Source organism: Achromobacter insuavis, assembly GCF_902859645.1.
GTDB classification, from domain to species: domain Bacteria; phylum Pseudomonadota; class Gammaproteobacteria; order Burkholderiales; family Burkholderiaceae_B; genus Achromobacter; species Achromobacter insuavis.
This window is the reverse complement of record NZ_CADIJR010000060.1, coordinates 18,541-37,136: the sequence shown is the minus strand read 5'-3', so window position 1 is coordinate 37,136 and position 18,596 is coordinate 18,541. Positions and strand designations below refer to the sequence as shown.

The following is an 18,596-nucleotide window of genomic DNA, read 5'->3' as shown; positions in this document are numbered from 1 at the left end:
TGACGGATTCGATATAGCCCCAGGCGGCCTGGTGGCGCGGGCTGCGGTCGAGCCAGGCGCGCCACTGCTGCCAGTCGGCGCTGTCGGCGGCGTCATCGTGCAGCCGCACGTACCAGTCGGCGGCCTGTTCCAGGCTGCGGTGGTCGGCGGCGCCGAGCGGGGCGCCGGGCAGCGCGGGCGAGGCCATGGCTAGGACGCCGCCGGCGCGCGCGAGGGCGCGGCCGGAAAATGCCGGGGTTGCGCCGCGGCCTGGTATGAGGCCTCCAGCAGCGCGCAGTGCAGCAGGGCCCGCGCCAGATAGCTCTTGATGGTGCGTTCCGAAACCCCCAGCTCGGCGGCGATGTCGCGGTACTTCATGCCGTCGACCTGCGCCAGGATGAAGGCCCGCGCAACCTTGGGCGGCAGTTGTTGCAGCATCTGCGCGGCCTGCAGCAGGGTCTCGACGATGATGGCCTGCTGCTCCGCCGACGGCGCGGTGGCGCCGGCGCAGGTGCCGAGCGTATCGAGCCAGGCGCGCTCGACTTCCTGGCGCCGCCACAGATCGATGCACATGCCGTTGCCCATGCTGCGCAGGTAGGCGCGCGCGCCCTGGGGGCTGTCGAAGGCGCGGGGCGCGGCCAGCAGGCGGGCGAAGGCGTCATGCGCCAGGTCGGCGGCGTCGAAGGCATTGCCGAGCCGGCGCAGCAGCCAGCTGCGCAGCCAGCCGTGGTGCGCCTGGTACAGGCTGTGGATGTCCGGGGAGCGGGGATCGGGGCTCATGGCGGGGGAGAGGGGCGGATACCCCCGCGATTATAACAATAACGATTATCAGTTACATGGCTTTCCTGACCGTTCGGCGCCCGCCCGGCGCCGAACGGCCGCCGGTCAGCTGCCCCGGCGCGAAGTCAGCCACTGCGACGGCAGCAGCGCGTGGTTGACGATGCGCACTTCGCCGATGCTGCCGAAGAAGCCGTCGGCGCGCGCGCCGTCCCACGAACCGGCGCCGATCACCCACGGCATGTTGGCGGCCAGCGTCGCCAGGCCCGGCGCGTCCGAGGTGTTGCGCAGCACCGGCGCGCCCTCGACGTACAGGATGGTCTCGTGGGTGGTGTTGTCGTTGACGATGGCCACGTGCATCCATTTGTCGGCGATGATCTCGCCGGACCAGTTGGTCTTGGCGTCGCGGGCGCCGGTGCGCTCGGGCACCACTTCCCACTGGATCTCGCGCAGGCTGGAGATAGCGAACAGCAGCGGCGGCGATTCGGGGTCGCCGCCATTGAAGCCGGGCAGGTCGCCGCGCTTGCCGTCGCGCGTCATGATGTTCATCCACGCATGCTTCTGCGCGGTCCAGTCGCGGTCGATCTTGATGAAGGCCTCGACGGTATAGCCGTTGGGCACCGTCTCGGCGTTCAGCGCGGCCGTGGTGGCGGTGGTGAAGTAGCTCATGCGCGGGGTGTTCTTGTCGGTGTTCAGGAAGCGCACCGAACCGGGCGCGGCCGACAGGTAGTGGTGGTCGTTGGACCAGACCACGTCGCCCAGCTGCGCGCCGACCACGCCGTCGATGTTCAGCGCCGCGCGGCTGACCGGGTTGTTGCCGGTGCGGTCCTGGATCACCTGGCCCACCGGCACCGGCTGGCCATCGGCGCCGCCGAAGAAGCGCCAGTGCGCCAGCGTGCCGGACACCTGCGGGTAGTCCTCGCTGTCGGCCGCGGGCTTCTGCGTGGTGATGGCCGGGTCGGTGTAGTTGGCCAGGATCAGGGCGCGCGCCTGTTCGACCAGCGACGTGTGCGTGGGCGCGGCGGCCTTGAAGTCCTTGTTGAAGCGGGCAAAGCGCTTGGCGAAGTCCATCTTGATGGTGAACTCCTCGTTAGCGCCGGTCAGCACCGCCTGGTCGAAGGCATTGAGCGTGGCCTTGGGCTTCTGCGGCACCCACGGCGAGAACGACAGCACGCGGATCTCGTTGTCGCTCAGGTCGAACTCGTACAGGCGCATCAGGCCGTTGCCGCCCTGGTAGGCCATCTGGTAGTCCACCACCATTTCCTCGACCGGATTGCCGAAGGCGTTCATCTTGGTCAGGTGGGCCGCGCCGTGGTAGTGGCCGTTCAGCGTCATGAAGATCTGGTCGTTGTCGCGGATCAGCTTGTCCCACAGCATCAGGCCATAGGGCACTTCCAGCGGGCTGATGCCGTCCTTGTCGATGTTGAGCAGCTGGTGGTTGACCAGGATCACCGGCAGCGTCGGGTTGGCGCGGATCACCTGGTTGGCCCAGGCCAGCCCGGCGTCGGAAATGCGCCACGACAGCGACAGCACCATGAACTTCTGGCCCTCGGCCTGGAAGATGTGGTACTCGTGGAAGCCGCTGGGATCGCGCCCGCCGAAGGTGGCCTGCTTGCTGGCGCGGTCGGTACCGAAAGTCTGCAGATAGGGTTCCGCGGCCAGGTTGCGCTGCGCGTCGGTGGCGCTGCCCTGGCTGCTGGGGTCGACGTAGTCGCGGTCCAGGATGACGTCGTGGTTGCCCGCCAGGATCGAATACGGCACCTTGGCGTCTTCCAGGATCTTCATGGCCTTGCTGGCCACGGTCCACTGGTCGGGCTTGCCCTGCTGGTCGACCACGTCGCCCAGGTGGATCAGGAACGGAATGTCGAGCGACTTGGCGTGGTCGGCGACCCACTGCGTCTGGGCCTTGTAGGGCTCGCTGCCGTACTTGCGCATGAACTGCTGGTTCTCGGCGTCGGTGGCATAGCGCGAGTAGAACTGCGTGTCCGGCAACACCGCCACGGCGAAGCTGGAAATGTTCCTGGGCGGCGGCGCGGGCGTCGCGGACGTGTCGTCGTCCTCGCTGTCGCTGGCGCAGGCCGACAGCAGCAGCGAGCCGCCCACGGGCATCAGCGTGGCGCCGAGGCCGGCCTTGAGCAGGCTGCGCCGGCGCGGGTCCGCCGCCATCGGCAGGTTGTTGGAAGTCTCGGCAAGCTCATGATTGCCGTCATGTTTGTCGTGCGCCATCTATACCGCCCATCGGTCAAAAAAGGGGGAAGCTTAGAAACGCCGAATGACGGATGTGTTAACCCTGCGTGAAGATTCTGCGTCGCGTCGCGGCGACGCGCGCCGGCGGGCGGCTTATAGCCATATAGCGCCAGGTTGGTTCGCCTGGCCGCCAGGGCGCGCTATCTTTTTCGTTTCGGCGAAAACAGGGTTCTTGTCATGCCAGCGCAACGTCAACTCAAGCTGGGCGCGTTCATGCGCCCCGTCAGCATCCACACCGGCGCCTGGCGCTACCCCGGCGCCCAGCGCGACGCCAATTTCAACTTCGAGCACCTCAAGCGCTACGCCCAGGCGCTGGAACGGGCGCGCTTCGACGCGTTCTTCATGGCGGACCACCTGGCGTTGCTGAACATGCCGATCGAGGCGCTCAAGCGCAGCCATACCGCCACTTCGTTCGAGCCGTTCACGCTGCTGTCCGCGCTGAGCCAGGTGACCGAGCGGCTGGGGCTGGTGGCGACCGCGTCGACCACCTTCGACGAACCGTTCCACGTGGCGCGGCGCTTCGCCTCGCTCGACCATCTGAGCCAGGGGCGCGCCGGCTGGAACATCGTGACCACCTCCAATCCCGACGCCGCGCTCAATTTCGGCCGCACCGAACAGCCCGACCATGCCCGGCGCTATGCCCGCGCCCGCGAGTTCTACGACGTGGTCACGGGCCTGTGGGACAGCTGGGCCGACGACGCCTTCATCCGCGACGCCGACAGCGGCATCTATTTCGATCCGGCGCGCCTGCGCACGCTGGATCACCGCGGCGAACACCTGTCGGTGCGCGGACCGCTGCACATCGCGCGGCCGGTGCAGGGTTGGCCGGTGATCGTGCAGGCCGGCGCCTCCGAGCCCGGCCGGCAGCTGGCGGCGGAGACCGCCGAGGTGGTGTTCGCCGCGTCCGGCACGATCGAGGATGGCCAGCGCTTCTACGCCGACGTCAAGGGGCGCATGGACGCCTTGGGGCGCGACCGCGACCATCTCAAGATCCTGCCCGGCGTGCTGGTGGTGGTGGGCGACACCGAGGGCGAGGCGCGAGCCATCCGGGCGCGCCTGGACAGCCTGGTGCACTACGAAAGCGCGATCGCCTCGCTGTCGGTCGCGCTGGGCTGCGACGCCTCGCGCTTCGATCCGGACGCGCCGCTGCCGTCGTTGCCCGAGACCAACGCCAGCAAGAGCAGCCAGGAGCGCGTGCTGCGCCTGGCCGAGCGCGAATCGCTCACGGTGCGCCAGCTGGCGCAGCGCCTGGGCGGCTATGGCGGGTTGGCGATGGTCGGCACCGCCGCGAGCATCGCCGATCAGATGCAGGAATGGCTGGAGACCGAGGCATCCGACGGCTTCAACGTCATGTTCCCGTGGCTGCCCGGTGGCCTGGACGCTTTCGTCGGCCAGGTCGTGCCGGAACTGCAGCGGCGCGGCATCTTCCGGCGCGAGTACGAGGGCCGCACCCTGCGCGAAAACCTGGGGTTGCCGCGTCCGGCCAACCGCCATTTCACGCCGTGACGGACGCCGAGATCAGTGCGTCGGCGCGGGACGGGCTTCGCCCCGGCGCCGCTCCATATAGGTCTTCACCACCAGCGTCAGCAGCGCCATGCAGGCCAGCAGCGCCGCCGCGGTGAAGGCCGCGACGGTCTTGTAGTCGTCGTTGAGCTGTTCGATCAGCAGCGGCAGCGTCAGCGTCTTGCCGCGGATCGCGCCGGCCACGACCGACACCGCGCCGAACTCGCCGACCGCGCGCGCATTGGTGATGACCGCGCCGTACAGCAGCCCCCACTTGATGTTGGGCAGCGTCACGCGGCGGAAGATCTGCCAGCCGTTGGCGCCCAGCGTCAGCGCCGCCAGCTCCTCTTCCTGGCCTTGCGCCTGCATCAGCGGGATCAGCAGGCGCGCCACGAACGGCGAGGTCACGAACACCGTCACCATCAGGATGCCGGGCCAGGCGAACATCAGCTGCACGCCGTGGCCGCTGAGCCAGCGGCCGAAGAGGCCTTCCAGGCCGTACACCACCAGGTAGCACAGCCCGGCCACCACCGGCGAGGTGGCATAGGGAATGTCGACCAGCGCCACCAGCAGGCGGCGGCCGCGGAAGTCGTAGCGCGTCACGCACCAGGCCAGCAGCACGCCGAACACCAGGTTGATGGGCACGCTGACCACCGCGGCCAGCAAGGTCAGGCCGATGGCCGCGCGCATGTCGCTGGCGCCCAGGTTCTGCAGCAGGGCGTCGAAGCCGCCGGCGATCACCCGGGCGAAGATCAGGGCCAGCGGCAAGGCCAGCAACAGCAGGGCGGCGAGCAGGCCGGCGCCGATCAGCAGGCGGCGCGGCCAGGGGGAAGGGCGCGTCATGGCTCAGATCCCCGGCACGCGCTGCCACGGCAGCAGGCGGCCCTGCAGCACCTGCAGGGCGAACAGCAGCAGCAGGGAGGCCGCCAGCACCACGGTGGCGATGGCGGCGGCGGCGGGGTAGTTGTATTCGGCCAGGCGGCTGAAGATCATCAACGACGTCACCTCGGTCTTGTAGGGAATGTTGCCGGCGATCATGACCACCGCGCCGAACTCGCCCAGGCTGCGGATGAAGGCCTGCGAGCCGCCGGTGAACAGGGCCGGCACCAGCGCCGGCAGCAGGATGCGCCAGGCGGTCTGGCCCGGGCTGGCGCCGAGCGTGCGGGCGGCTTCCTCGTACTCGGCCCCGATGTCGGCCAGCACCGGCTGCACCGAGCGCACCACGAACGGCAGGCTGGTGAAGATCATGGCGATCACCAGGCCCGGGAATGCATACGAAATCTTGATGCCCAGCGGCGCGAACCATTGGCCGACCCAGCCGCCCGGCGCCAGCAGCACGGAGAGGGTCAGGCCGGCCACGGCCGTGGGCAGCGCGAACGGCAGGTCGATGGCGGCGTCCAGCAGGGCTCGCCCGGGGAAGCGGTAGCGCACCAGGATCCAGGCCAGCAACAGGCCGATGACCAGCACCACGGCGGTCGAGTAGAACGCCGCCAGCAGCGTGACGCGGTAGCTGGCCAGCACGCGCGGATCGGTGACGGCCTGCCAGTACTGGCCCCAGCTCATCTGGCTGCTGTAGAGCGGCAAGGCCGACAGCGGCAGCAGGATCACGAGCGTGATGAACAGGCTGCTGACGCCGAAACTGAGGCCGAAGCCGGGCAGGACGGGATGCTGCCGGAAGAACGTGGACATGCGGACCTGAACGTAAAAGCGCCAGCCACCCTCGCGGGCGGCCGGCTGACGAGACGGAAGGCGGGGATCGACGCGGCGCGTCAGCGGCCGGCGCCCAGCAGTTGGTCGAGCACGCCGTTGGCGGCGAAGTGGGTCTTGGTGATCTGGTCCCACGAACCCAGCACGTCCTGCGGATTGATCAGCCGGATCGACGGAAAGCGGCTGGCCGCGGCCTTGACCGCCTCCGGGTCATGCACCCGGTAGTTGAAGTCGGTCAGCAGCTTCTGGATGGCGGGCGAGTACTGGAACTGCAGATAGGCCTCGGCGACCTTGCGCGTGCCTTTCTCGTCGGCCACCTTGTCGACCACCGCCACTGGGAACTCGGCCAGCACGCTGACCGGCGGCACCACCACCTCGAAGCCCTGCGCCTTGAACTCGTCGCCCTTGGCGATGTTGTTGACCTCGGATTCGAAGGTCAGCAGCGCGTCGCCCTGGTTGTTCTGGGCGAACGCCACGGTCGCGCCGCGTCCGCCGGTGGGGAAGCTTTCGACGTTCTTGAGCAGTTTGCCGACGAAGGCGCGGGTCTGCGCGTCATCGCCCTTGAACTTCTCGTTGGCGTAGAGCCAGGCGCCCAGGTACGAATAGCGCGCGTTGCCCGAGGTCTTGGGGTTCGGGAACACCAGCTTGACGTCGTCGCGCACCAGGTCGTCCCAGGTCTTGATGTTCTTGGGATTGCCCTTGCGCACCAGGAAGGCGATGGTGCTGTAGTAGGGCGAGCTGTTGTTGCCGAATTTCTTCTGCCAGTCGGCGGCGAGCAGCTTGTTCTGCGCCAGGATGTCGACGTCGGGCACCTGGTTGAAGGTCACCACGTCGGCCTTCAGGCCCTGGATGATCGACTGCGCCTGGCGCGAGGTGCCGGCGAACGACTGCTCGATCGTGACATCCTGCCCGGTCCTGGCCTTCCAGTCGGCCTGGAATTTCGGATTGATGGCGGCGAACAGCTCGCGCGCGATGTCATAGGAGGTGTTGAGCAGGGCCTGGGGCGCTTGCTGGGCTTGGGCGGCGCTGGCGGCCAGGGCCGTCAGCGTCAGGGCCGAGGCGAGCAGTCGTTTGAGCAAAGGGCTTCTCCGGATGAAAGACGCTACGCGGGAAACCCGCGGCCGGGGCGGAAGGCCCCGATACCGCATGATGCTTACGCCGGCCGGCGTTTGGAAATATTCAATTACCTTTAACTCATAGCCGCACGTTGTATCCGATGCGTCGCGTCCGCGCTTTCCGCTATGTGGCGGGGTCGCCGAGCGCGCGGGCGCGGCGCGGACCGCGCCGGCCTCACGGGAACGCCATCAGCGCGTCGCTTTCGGCGGGATCGGGCTCGATCAGCTCGACCCGTTCGGGCGCCATCTCCTTGACCAGCCGGATCAGCATGCGGGCGAACTCGCGCGCCTGCTCCGACGGCGCAAAGGCGCTGGGCAGCAGGAAGCCGTAGGGCATGGTCAGCCGCGGCTCGAAGTCGCGCAGCACGATGCCCGGCACGTTGGCCGCCAGGATCGGATCGGCCAGCGCAATGCCCATGCCCAGCGCCGCCAATTGGCAGGCCGATTGCCCGGACGAGGTTTCCATCACCAGCCGCAGCGGCAGCCGGCGCTTGGCCATCAGGTCGTCGATATGCTGGCGCAACAAGGTGAACGGACGCAGCGCGATGAAGGGCTCATCCTGGATGTCGTCGGCGCTGACCACCGCTTTGGCCGCCAGCCGATGGCCTTCGGGCATGGCGATCACCAGCCGTACCCGGGCGAAGGTGCGCGAGATGATGCCGGGAAAGTCGATCGGCAGCGCCGCCACGCCCAGGTCGAACTGCTGTCCGGACATCCACAAGCCGACGTCGACCCGCGAGCGCACCTCCAGCGATACCCGCGTGTGCGGATGGCTGCGCGCGAACTCGGCGATGGCGCGCGGCGTGACGCTGTAGGCGAAGTAGGGCTGGGTCAGGATGCGCAGCCAGGCGTCCTGCTTGTTGCGGATCGAGTCGGCGATGCGCGAGACCTCCTCGAAACCGGCCAGGATGTGGCGCGTGCCTTCGTAGAAGCGCAGGCATTCCTGCGTCGGGATCAGGCCGCGGCCCTGGCGCAGGAACAGCGGAAAGCCGACTTCGTCCTCCAGCGCCGAGATCAGCCGGCTGATCTGCGGCTGGGTGCGGTGGATGCGGTGCGCGGCCTCGGTGACGCTGCCGGTCTCTAGCACGGCGCGCAGCGCCTGCAGGCGGTTCAGGCGCATAGGGATAAACCCGGATGGGCGGCGCGGGGCGCCATCGCGCGACCGGCGCCGCGCCAGAGGGAAAAGCGGGTGGGCGCCCGCGACACATTACAAAAGTGCATGAATCAATACTCCAAACGAAATTGACGCATGAATTCACGCAATCTTAGGATCATCCCACCTTCAATGAAAGAGGCGCGGCGTGAATATCCTCGACAAACCGGTTTCCGTGGGCGGACCCGCGGCACTTTTTCCCGATGACCGCAACGGCATCGAACAGCTCGACTGGAGCAACATCGGCGACGCGTTCCCGATCAAGCAGCGGCGGGCCTACCTGAACAACGCGTCGATCGGGGCGCTGAGCGTGCCGGTGGTGGCGGCGGTGAACCGCTTCATGGAGGACGTGCGCGACAACGGCCGCAACGCCTATCCCGAGTGGTGCCGCTACGCCGAGGAGACCATCAAGGCCCGCATCGGCCGCCTGATCGGCGCCCACCGCGACGAGATCGCCTACGTCAAGAACACCACCGAGGGGCTGGTGCACGTGGCCAACGGCTTTCCCTGGCGCGACGGCGACAACCTGATCCTGCCGGACATCGAATACCCGTCCAACGTCTACTGCTGGATGAAGCTGGCCGCGCGCGGCGTGACCATCCGCTGGGTCAAGAACCGCAACGGCCGCATCCTGGCGGACGACATCCGCAAGCTGATGGACGACCGCACCCGCCTGGTGTCGCTGAGCGCGGTGCAGTTCTCCAACGGCTTCCGGCAGGACCTGGAGGCCACCGCCAACCTGTGCCACGAGCGCGGCGTCTACCTGAACCTGGACGCGATCCAGTGGGCCGGTTCGCTCGAACTGGACGTCGAGAAGCTGGGCATCCACTTCCTCTCGGTGGGCGGCCACAAGTGGATGCTGGCGCCGATCGGCACCGGCTATTTCTACTGCCGCAAGAGCGTGCTGGGCCTGCTGGATCCGCCCAGCGTGGGCTACCACAGCGTCGACAGCACCGAGGACCACATGCACTACCTGCTGGAGTACCGGGCCAACGCCGGGCGCTTCGAGGAGGCCCTGGCCAACTTCACCGGCATCTGGGGCCTGGACGCCGCCGTGCGCATCCAGCTGGCGCTGACGCCGGCCCGGATCGAATCGCATATCCTGGAGCTGACCGATTACGCCAGCGCCGCGCTGCAACGCAAGGGCTACCAGATCGTCAGTTCGCGCGCGCCGGGCGAGGCCTCGGGCAACCTGTCGTTCAAGCACCCGGGCCAGGACGCGCAGGAACTGGCGCAACGCCTGCGGGACGCGGGCGTGGACCTGGCGGTGCGCGGCGGCAACCTGCGCATTTCGCCGAGCTATTACAACGATTCCACTGAAATCGACCGCCTGGTCGAGGCGCTGCCGTCCTGACGGCGCGCCCGGCGAGCGGATAATCCAGAGCACAAGGGGTACAACATGACGTTCAAGCAGACTTGGCGCCGGATGGCGCAACTGGTGGGCGCGTGCGCGCTGGCGGCCGCCGCCGCGGGCGCGCAGGCGGCCGACACGCCCAAGCCGGGCGGCACGCTGCGCTATGGCACGGTGTCCGAAATCGTGTCGCTCGATCCGCACGTCTACGGCGGCAGCGCCTGGAAGGTGCTGATCGAGGCGCTCTACAGCCCGCTCGCGGGCTACGACAAGAGCGGCGCCATCGTGCCGCGCCTGGCGCAAAGCTGGGACCAGCCCGACGCCCGCACCATCGTGTTCCACCTGCGGCCCGACGTGGCCTTCCAGGACGGCACGCCGGTGACCGCCGACGACGTCAAGTTCTCGCTCGACCGTATCCTGGACCCGGCCACCGGCGCCACGCTGCGCTCGAACCTGCTGGGCGCCACCGTCACCGTGGTCGACCCCGCCACCGTCAAGGTCGAGAAGCCGTCGCCCGACGCCACCATGCTGAGCGTGCTGGCCCTGCCCGAGGCGGCCATCGTGTCGCGCAAGTGGGTCGAGAGCGGCGCCAACCTGAAGCTGTCGGCCAACGGCACCGGCCCGTTCCAGTTGAAGAGCTACGAACCCGCCGTGCGCGCCAGCCTGGTGCGCAACCCGCGCTATTTCGTGGCCGGGCAGCCGTACCTGGACGGCGTCGACTTCCGCATGATCAAGAGCGACGACGCGCGCGTCAACGCGCTGCGCAGCCAGTCGCTGGACATGATCGACTTCGTGCCGTGGAAGGACATCGACGTGTTGCGCCGCAATGCCGGCACCAAGATCGACACCGCCGGCGGCGCCTTCATGAGCGTCTGGTTCAACACCAGCAAGAAGCCGTTCGACGATGCCCGCGTGCGCCGCGCCGTGTCCTATGCCATCGACCGCGAAGCCGTATCCAAGGCCGCCTTCTTCGGCTACGGCAAGCCCATCTACGGCGCGCCGACGCCCGAGGATTCGCCGTACTACGACAAGTCGCTGGACGGCACCTACAAGCGCGACACCGCCAAGGCCCGCGCGCTGCTGGCCGAGGCCGGCTACGCCAACGGCGTGGACGCGTCGATGGTGGTGTTCCAGGGCCTGGGCATCTACACCACGATGGCGCAGGTGGTGCAGGCCAACCTGAAAGAGGTCGGCATCAACCTGAAGCTGGAGCCGGTCGAGTGGGCCACGCTGGTCGAGCGCAAGAACCGCGGCGACTACGACTCGATGATCTACGGCGTGTCGGTCAAGCTGCCCGACCCGGACGCCTACGCCTATTACCTGGGCGGCGATTCCAGCTACTGGGCCAAGCCGATCGGCTACCGCGATCCCGAGCTGGAAAAGCTGCTGGCCGAGGGCCGCGCGCTGACCGATCCCAAGGCGCGCCAGCCGATCTACCAGCAGGCCGAAAAGCGCATCCTGGAGACCAGTCCGTGGGTGTTCGTGAGCTGGCGCGAGCAGGCCCAGGGCTACCTGCGCAAGGTGCACGGCTACACGCAGCTGGGCGGCGCGCTGAGCGAAAGCAGCCCGGGCATCTCGCTGCCCACCATGTGGATCAACTGAGGCCGGCATGCTGCCTTTCCTGTTCAGACGCCTGGCGTCGGCCATCGTCACCCTGGCGCTGGCGACGGGCGTGGTCTTCATCGCCATCCACCTGCTGCCAGGCGATCCGGTCGCCATCATGCTGGGCGACCAGGCCGGCAGCGATCCGGTGGCCGTGGCGCGGGTGCGCGCCCAGTTGGGCCTGGACCTGCCGCTGGGCACGCAGTTCACGCACTGGGCCGGCGCGCTGGCGCGCGGCGACCTGGGCGTGTCGCTGCGCACCGGCGAGCCAGTGGCCGACGAGCTGGCGCGACGCATTCCGCGCAGCCTGGAACTGATCGGCGCCGGCCTGCTGGTGGCCGTGCTGCTGGGGGTGCCGCTGGGCGTGGTGGCGGCGCGCTCGCGCGGCCGGCTGGCGGGCGCCGCGGCCTCGGTGGTGGCGGTGGCCGGCTTCTCGGCGCCGGTGTTCGTGCTGGGCATCCTGCTGGTGCTGCTGTTCAGCCTGGCGCTGGGCTGGCTGCCGTCGTCGGGCTTCGTGGCATTCTCGGACGATCCCGTGCAACACCTGCTGGCGCTGATCCTGCCATCGCTGACCATCGGCCTGAACTTCATGGGCGTGGTGGCGCGCATGACCCGCGCCAGCCTGTCAGACGTCATGGGCCGCGACTACGTCAAGCTGGCCCGCGCCAAGGGCCTGCCGCGCGGCAAGGCGATCCTGCGGCACGCGCTGCCCAACGCGCTGGTGCCGGTCATCGCCATCGTCGGCGTGCGCGCCGGCAACCTGCTGGGCGGCACCGTCATCATCGAGGCCCTGTTCGACTGGCCGGGCCTGAGTTCGCTGCTGGTGAGCGCCGCCTTTTCGCGCGACTATCCGGTGATCCAGGGCTCGCTGCTGGCCATCTTCGCCTTGTTCATCCTGATCAGCCTGGTCATCGACCTGGCCCAGGGTTTCGTCGACCCCCGCATCCGCAGGCCCTCCGCATGATCGCATTCCTTCGAGCTTCCAAGGCCGGCGCGCCGGTGCAGCTGGCGCTGGGCTTCCTGACGGTGGTGGTGCTGGCCGCCGTCTTCGGGCCGGCGCTGGGGCTGGCCGATCCCTACCGCATCGACGCCGCCAATCTGCTGTCGTCGCCATCGTGGCGGCACTGGCTGGGCACCGACGAGCTGGGCCGCGACCTGCTGGCCCGCGCGGTGTACGGCGCCCGCGTGTCGCTGTCGGTGGCCGCGGCCGCCGTGATCCTGGCCGGCGTGCTGGGCGTGGCGGTCGGCGTCGGCGTGGCCTTCCTGGGCCGCCGCGCCGAAGCGGCCGCCATCCGCGTGGTGGACGTGTTCGTGTCGCTGCCGGAGATCTTCGTGGCGCTGGTGGTGCTGGCCTTCATCGGCGGCAACCTGCCGACGCTGGTCGGCACCATCGGCGTGCTGTACGCGCCGCAGTTCGCCCGGGTCGCCTGGGGCGTGGCGCGCGGCATCCGGGCGCGCGAGCACGTGCTGGCCGCCAGTTCGCTGGGCGCGGGCACCGGCTGGATCATCTGGCATGAGGTGCTGCCCAACATGCGCTCCATCATCGCGGTGCAGGCCTCGTTCACCTTTTCCTTCGCGATGCTGCTGGAGGCCGGCCTGAGCTTTCTCGGCCTGGGCGTGCGTCCGCCGGTGCCGTCGTGGGGGCAGATGGTCGGCTCGCTCAAGGATTACCTGTTCACCAATCCGTGGCCGGTGCTGGTGCCGGCGCTGGCGCTGTTCTTCACGGTGCTGGCCGTCAACGTGCTGGGCGACTGGCTGCAGGACGCGCTCAATCCGGAGTTGCAACGATGAGCCCCGAAACGGATGTGCTGCTTTCCGTCAGGAACCTGACCGTCGATTTCGACACGCCCCAGGGGCCGTTCGCCGCCGTCAAGGGCGTGGACCTGACCCTGCGGCGCGGCGAGGTGGTGTGCCTGGTGGGCGAATCCGGCTCGGGCAAGTCGGTCACCGGCTTTTCCCTGATGGGGTTGGTGGACGCGCCCGGGCGGGTCGCCGCCGACGAGCTGCGTTTCGCGGGCCGCGACCTGCTGCGCGCCTCCGAGCGCGAACGCGACGCGCTGCGCGGCAAGGATATCGCCATGGTGTTCCAGGAGCCGATGACCGCGCTCAACCCCGGCCGCAACGTCGGCAGCCAGATCGCCGAAGTCATGCGCATCCATGGCGATATCGGCCGCCAGGCCGCCTGGGAGCGGGCGGTGGCGCTGCTGGAGCGGGTCGGCATCCGCGAGCCGGCGCAGCGCGCCAAGGCCTATCCGCACGAGCTGTCCGGGGGCATGCGGCAGCGGGTCATGATCGCCATCGCCTGCGCCTTGTCGCCCCGGCTGATCATCGCCGACGAGCCGACCACCGCGCTGGACGTGACCGTGCAGGCGCAGGTGCTGGAGCTGCTGTTCTCGATCCAGGCCGAGACCGGCGCCGCCGTGCTGTTCATCACGCACGACCTGGGCGTGGTGGCCGAGATCGCCGACCGCGTGGTGGTGATGCGCGCGGGCGAAGTGGTGGAGGAGGGCGACGTGGGCCAGATCTTCGGCCGGCCCGCGCATCCTTACACCCAGGCGCTGCTGGCCGCCGTGCCGGACGTCGACGCGCCGCGCGACCGCGGCCGCCGCCTGGCCCCGCGTCCGCGGGCCGCCGCACAAGGAACCCCGTCATGAGCGAATTCATTCTGCGCGCCGAAGGCGTCACCAAGGACTATGTCGCCGCCCGCGGCCTGCTGGGCCAGCCGACGCGGCTGGTGCGGGCGGTCAAGGGCGTCAGCCTGGCGGTGGCAACGGGCACCACGCTGGCGCTGGTGGGCGAATCGGGCTCCGGCAAAAGCACGCTGGGCCGCTGCATCGCCGGCCTGCTGCGGCCGACCTCGGGCCGCATCGAGCTGGCCGGCCACGACGTGAGCCAGTTGGCGGGCGGCCGGCTGATGGCGTTCCGGCGCCAGGTGCAGACGATCTTCCAGGACCCGTATTCCAGCCTCAATCCGCGCCGCCGGGTCGGCGACGCCATCATGGACGGCATGGTGATCCACAAGCTCTACTCGCCCGACGAACGCCGCGACCGCATGCAGGCGCTGCTGGCGCGGGTGGGGCTGCGGCCCGAGCACGCGCAGCGCTTCCCGCACCAGTTCTCGGGCGGCCAGCGCCAGCGCATCGCGATCGCCCGCGCCCTGGCGCTGGAGCCGCGCTTCATCATCGCCGACGAGGCGGTGTCGGCGCTCGACGTCTCGGTCAAGGCGCAGGTGCTGGATCTGCTGGCCGACCTGCAGGCCGAGCAGGGGCTGACCTACCTGTTCATCTCGCACGACCTGGGCGTGGTGCGCCACTTCGCCGACCGGGTGGCCATCATGGCCGCGGGCGAATTGGTGGAAGAGGGCGAGTGCGACCGCATCTTCGAGGCGCCGGCGCAGGACTACACGCGCAGACTGATCGCCGCCTTGCCACGGCCCGATCCGTCGCGCCGCCGCCTGCGCCAGGCGGCCTGATCCGGGGCGCGGGCTTGATGCGGATCAAGCCCGCGCATCGGCCGCGGCCGTTGGCGCGCTTCCGAGCGTCCTACAAGGCTCCACGCGCCTTTTTGACCGGATCCTGCGTGCTACCATCGGCGCCTTCGAGGGGATGCGAATGCAGACGGGCGCCAATACCGGGAGACGATGGACCGCGTTAGCCGCGGCGTTCCTGTTCGTGTTCCAGGCGCTGATCGCCTCCGCCGCCTTGCCCGGTCCCGGCGCCGCGCCGGGCGCCACCACCATCATCTGCACGGCCAGCGGCCCGCGCGTGATCACGCTGGACGCCGAGGGCGGCGTCACGCAGGACGCGCAGCAACACAGCGGCGCCTTGCCGCATTGCTGCTTCGCCGGCTGTGCCATGCTCGGCGCCGCCGCGTTGTTAGGGCCGCCGCCGCTGGCCTGGCGCCTGCCCCTGGTGCGGCAGGCGCTGCCGGCGCCCACCGTCGACATCCACTTCTCCAGCGCGCAGGCGCGATTGCCACGGCAGTCGCGCGCGCCGCCCGTCCTGGCCTGAACCCCACCCGTTTCCGTTGTTGCTGGCGCGCCTTGCTTGCGGCCCGCGCGGTCGCGCGCGTCCAGCCCGTTCAGATCCAGAGACTCTCATGCACAAGAACAAGGACATCCTGCGGGCGACCTGCCTGGCCACCGCCCTGGCCGCGTCGTTTCCCGCCTGGCCGCAGGCCACCGGCGCCGACGCCATCATCACCACCGATCCGGTGGTGATCACCGGCGTCGCCCCGAGCGCGCCGCTGACCTTCACGACCGACCCGAAGATCCCGCGCCAGCCGCTGCCGGCCAGCGACGGCACCGACTACCTCAAGACCATTCCCGGCTTTTCGGCCATCCGCAACGGCGGCACCAACGGCGATCCGGTGCTGCGCGGCATGTTCGGCTCGCGCCTGAACATCCTGACCAACGGCACCTCGATGCCCGGCGCCTGCCCGGCGCGCATGGACGCGCCCAGCTCGTACATCTCGCCCGAGAACTTCGACAAGCTGACCGTCATCAAGGGCCCGCAGACGGTGCTGTGGGGACCGGGCGCGTCCGCCGGCACCATCCGCTTCGACCGCGACACGCCGCGTTTCACCGAGCCTGGCGTGCGCTTCGACGGCAGCCTCGTGGGCGGATCAAACGGCCGCAACGACCAGGCCGCCGACCTGACCGTGGGCAACGACAAGGTCTACACCCGCATCACCGCCAACCATTCGCACGCCCAGGACTACAAGGACGGCGACGGCAACAAGGTGCCGTCGCGCTGGGACAAGTGGAACGCCGACCTGGCGCTGGGTTTCACGCCCGACGCCGACACGCTGTACGAGCTGACCGCCGGCACCGGCGATGGCAACGCGCGCTACGCCGGGCGCGGCATGGACGGCTCGCAGTTCAAGCGCGAGAGCTTCGGCCTGCGCTTCGAGAAGCGCAACCTGGGCGGCGTGCTGGACAAGCTGGAGGCGCAGCTCTACTACAACTACGCCGATCACGTGATGGACAACTACACGCTGCGCAAGCCGGACATGACCAGCTCGATGCCGATGGCGATGGCGGCGGACGTGGACCGCGCCACCTGGGGCGGCCGCATCGCCGGCACCTGGAACCTGGCGCCGGACCTGAGCCTGGTGACCGGGCTGGATTTCCAGCAAAGCCGGCACCGCTCGCGCAGCGGCACGGACACGGTCTCGTACCGCTCGCAGAGCTGGGTCAAGGATGCCAGCTTCGCCAATACCGGCCTGTTCGGCGAACTGACCTGGCACGCCACGCAGGACAGCCGGATCATCGGCGGCGCGCGGGTGGACTGGGCCTCGGCCAAGGACTTCCGGCGCGACAATGGCTCGATGATGATGCCGATGCCCAACCCCACGGCCGGCGAACGCCGCAACGAGACGCTGCCCAGCGGGTTCCTGCGCTACGAGCGGGACCTGGCGGACCTGCCGGCCACGGTGTACGTCGGCCTGGGCCACGCGGAACGCTTCCCGGACTACTGGGAGCTGTTCTCGCCGACGCAGGGGCCCGACGGCTCGATCAACGCGTTCCGCGGCGTCAAGCCCGAGAAGACGACGCAGATCGATTTCGGCGCGCAGTACAAGACCGAGACCCTGGATGCGTGGCTGTCCGGCTACGCCGGCTATGTCGACGACTTCATCCTGTTCGACTACGCCAAGAGCCACATGGGTGGCATGGGTGGCATGGGCGGCATGCATGGCGGCCATGGCGGGCACGGCGGACACGGCGGACACGGCGGCTCGACGCAGGCCGCCAACATCGACGCCCGCATCGCCGGCGGCGAGCTGGGGCTGTCCTACCAGGCGGCGCCGCGCTGGAAGCTGGGCGCGACGCTGGCCTACGCCTGGGGCCAGAACCGCAGCGACGGCCGCGCCTTGCCGCAGATGCCGCCGCTGGAAGCCAAGCTCAGCGCGGCCTATGACGACGGCACCTGGTCGGCCGGCGCGCTGTGGCGGCTGGTGGCGGCGCAGCGCCGCTATGCCCTGAACCAGGGCAACGTGGTCGGCAAGGACTTCGGCCCCAGCGCCGGCTTCGGCGTGTTCTCGCTGAACGGCGGCTACGCGGTCAGCAAGCAGGTCAAGCTGTCGCTGGGCGTGGACAACCTGTTCAACAAGACCTACGCCGAGCACCTGAACCTGGCGGGCGACGCCGGCTTCGGCTTTGCCGCCAACACGGCCTTCAACGAACCCGGGCGCACCTTCTGGGCGCGCCTGAGCTTCAAGTACTGAGCGCCGTCCGGATCCGCTTGAGATCCCGTTCCAGCTCGATGCGCATCGCTTTCAGCAACGCCCGCGCGTTTTCCGAAAGCGGTGTGCCGGGCCGGAACACCAGCAGGCAGGCAAAGCCGATGTCCAGTTCCAGCGGCTTGATGGTCAGCCCGCGCGCCAGGTAGTCCAGCGCCATGACCGGATGCACCAGGCCGATGCCGACGCCATGCAGGGCGAACTCGCAGACGGAATTGGAATAGGGCGTCTCCAGCACCGGCCGCAATGCCAGGCCCTGGTCGTGCAGCGCCGTCTCCAGGCGCCGGCGGCTGGCGTCCTCGGGGTTGAGCGCGATGAAGGCGTGCTCGGTCAGGTCGCGCAGCGTGATGCGTGGCCGCGCCGCCAGCGGATGGCGGCTGTGCATGGCGATCACGCCCGGCAGCCGCAGGAATTCCGAGTGTTCCAGGCCCGCCACCGACAGCTCGTCGGCCATCAGGCCGAAGTCGAGTTGCCCGGCCGTGACCTGCTGCAGCACCTCGCGCGAACTCATGATCTGGAACGACATCTGGATGCGGCGGTCCTGCAGGCCGAAGGCGGCAATGGCGCGCGGCATGAAGCCGGTGCCCAGCGCCGGCAGCGAACCGACCGCCAGGCGCCCGACGCCGAACGATTTCAGGCTGCGGATGCGGTGCTCGATCAACTCGAAACCGGCGAAGCAGCGGTCCACTTCCTCCATCAGCGCGCCGGCCTCCTGGGTCGGCACCAGCCGGCCGCGCACGCGCTCGAACAGGCGCAGTTCCGACGAGGTTTCCAGCTTGCGGATGGCCTGGCTCACCGCCGGCTGCGAAATGCCCAGCAGGGTGGCGGCCTTGCTGGTGGTGCCGGCCTGCATCACGGCCCGGAAGACCTGGATCTCGCGCATGTCCATCTATAAGTCCCGCTTATTGACTAAGTTTTTTCG

17 protein-coding genes are annotated in these 18,596 nt (G+C 69.1%); 9 read left to right on the top strand and 8 right to left on the bottom strand.

Features of this window, described 5'->3' with window-relative positions; genetic code table 11:
* The 3 genes from H0523_RS23860 to H0523_RS23850 all read right to left on the bottom strand — a co-directional run.
* The coding region (locus H0523_RS23860) for a FecR/PupR family sigma factor regulator (RefSeq protein WP_180180165.1) at positions 1-187 on the bottom strand (187 nt) is incomplete at its 3' end.
* Positions 188-189: 2 nt separating this feature from the next.
* Positions 190-759, bottom strand: coding sequence for a sigma-70 family RNA polymerase sigma factor (locus H0523_RS23855; protein WP_054430482.1), 570 nt, complete (start codon positions 757-759; stop codon positions 190-192).
* 105 nt (positions 760-864) lie between these two features.
* Positions 865-2,982, bottom strand: coding sequence for a laminin G domain-containing metallophosphoesterase family protein (locus H0523_RS23850; protein ID WP_054430481.1), 2,118 nt, complete (start codon positions 2,980-2,982; stop codon positions 865-867).
* 198 nt (positions 2,983-3,180) lie between these two features.
* Here H0523_RS23850 and H0523_RS23845 point away from each other — a divergent pair, with 198 nt between their 5' ends.
* Positions 3,181-4,509, top strand: coding sequence for an LLM class flavin-dependent oxidoreductase (locus H0523_RS23845; protein ID WP_054430480.1), 1,329 nt, complete (start codon positions 3,181-3,183; stop codon positions 4,507-4,509).
* Positions 4,510-4,521: 12 nt separating this feature from the next.
* On the opposite strand, the gene cysW is transcribed toward H0523_RS23845, so the two are convergent.
* The 4 genes from cysW to H0523_RS23825 all read right to left on the bottom strand — a co-directional run bounded on the left by cysW (position 4,522) and on the right by H0523_RS23825 (position 8,448).
* Positions 4,522-5,349, bottom strand: coding sequence for a sulfate ABC transporter permease subunit CysW (gene cysW, locus H0523_RS23840; RefSeq protein ID WP_054430479.1), 828 nt, complete (start codon positions 5,347-5,349; stop codon positions 4,522-4,524).
* Between the two features lie 3 nt (positions 5,350-5,352).
* Entirely contained in the window at positions 5,353-6,195 is an 843-nt protein-coding gene (cysT, locus tag H0523_RS23835; protein ID WP_054430478.1) for a sulfate ABC transporter permease subunit CysT, read from the bottom strand.
* An 80-nt stretch (positions 6,196-6,275) separates the two neighbouring features.
* Entirely contained in the window at positions 6,276-7,292 is a 1,017-nt protein-coding gene (gene cysP / locus H0523_RS23830; protein WP_054430477.1) for a thiosulfate ABC transporter substrate-binding protein CysP, read from the bottom strand.
* A 211-nt stretch (positions 7,293-7,503) separates the two neighbouring features.
* Positions 7,504-8,448, bottom strand: coding sequence for a LysR family transcriptional regulator (locus tag H0523_RS23825; protein ID WP_054430476.1), 945 nt, complete (start codon positions 8,446-8,448; stop codon positions 7,504-7,506).
* A 181-nt stretch (positions 8,449-8,629) separates the two neighbouring features.
* Between H0523_RS23825 and H0523_RS23820 the strand changes: the two genes are divergently transcribed.
* From H0523_RS23820 to H0523_RS23785, 8 genes are all read left to right on the top strand, one after another.
* The gene (locus H0523_RS23820) at positions 8,630-9,835 is read left to right on the top strand and encodes an aminotransferase class V-fold PLP-dependent enzyme (protein WP_054430475.1); all 1,206 of its coding nucleotides are present in this window, start codon (positions 8,630-8,632) and stop codon (positions 9,833-9,835) included.
* 45 nt (positions 9,836-9,880) lie between these two features.
* Positions 9,881-11,434, top strand: a complete 1,554-nt coding sequence (locus H0523_RS23815; protein WP_054430474.1) for an ABC transporter substrate-binding protein — start codon at positions 9,881-9,883, stop codon at positions 11,432-11,434.
* A 7-nt stretch (positions 11,435-11,441) separates the two neighbouring features.
* Positions 11,442-12,398, top strand: a complete 957-nt coding sequence (locus H0523_RS23810; RefSeq protein ID WP_054430473.1) for an ABC transporter permease — start codon at positions 11,442-11,444, stop codon at positions 12,396-12,398.
* The gene (locus H0523_RS23805; protein ID WP_054430472.1) at positions 12,395-13,225 is read left to right on the top strand and encodes an ABC transporter permease; all 831 of its coding nucleotides are present in this window, start codon (positions 12,395-12,397) and stop codon (positions 13,223-13,225) included. The genes H0523_RS23810 and H0523_RS23805 overlap by 4 nt, the downstream gene beginning before the upstream one ends.
* Entirely contained in the window at positions 13,222-14,088 is an 867-nt protein-coding gene (locus H0523_RS23800; protein WP_054430471.1) for an ABC transporter ATP-binding protein, read from the top strand. Before H0523_RS23805 ends, H0523_RS23800 begins: the two co-directional genes overlap by 4 nt.
* Positions 14,085-14,906, top strand: coding sequence for an ATP-binding cassette domain-containing protein (locus tag H0523_RS23795; RefSeq protein ID WP_054430470.1), 822 nt, complete (start codon positions 14,085-14,087; stop codon positions 14,904-14,906). Before H0523_RS23800 ends, H0523_RS23795 begins: the two co-directional genes overlap by 4 nt.
* Before the next feature lie 139 nt (positions 14,907-15,045).
* Complete coding sequence (locus H0523_RS23790; RefSeq protein ID WP_054430469.1) at positions 15,046-15,444, top strand: DUF2946 family protein; 399 nt, start codon at positions 15,046-15,048, stop codon at positions 15,442-15,444.
* Positions 15,445-15,532: 88 nt separating this feature from the next.
* Complete coding sequence (locus H0523_RS23785; RefSeq protein ID WP_054430468.1) at positions 15,533-17,659, top strand: TonB-dependent copper receptor; 2,127 nt, start codon at positions 15,533-15,535, stop codon at positions 17,657-17,659.
* Here the strand turns inward: H0523_RS23785 and H0523_RS23780 are convergent.
* Positions 17,649-18,563: a LysR substrate-binding domain-containing protein gene (locus H0523_RS23780; RefSeq protein WP_033504418.1), complete on the bottom strand. Its 915-nt coding sequence runs from the start codon at positions 18,561-18,563 to the stop codon at positions 17,649-17,651. The two genes, H0523_RS23785 and H0523_RS23780, sit on opposite strands and share 11 nt — an antisense overlap.
* Between the last annotated feature and the right edge of the window lie 33 nt (positions 18,564-18,596).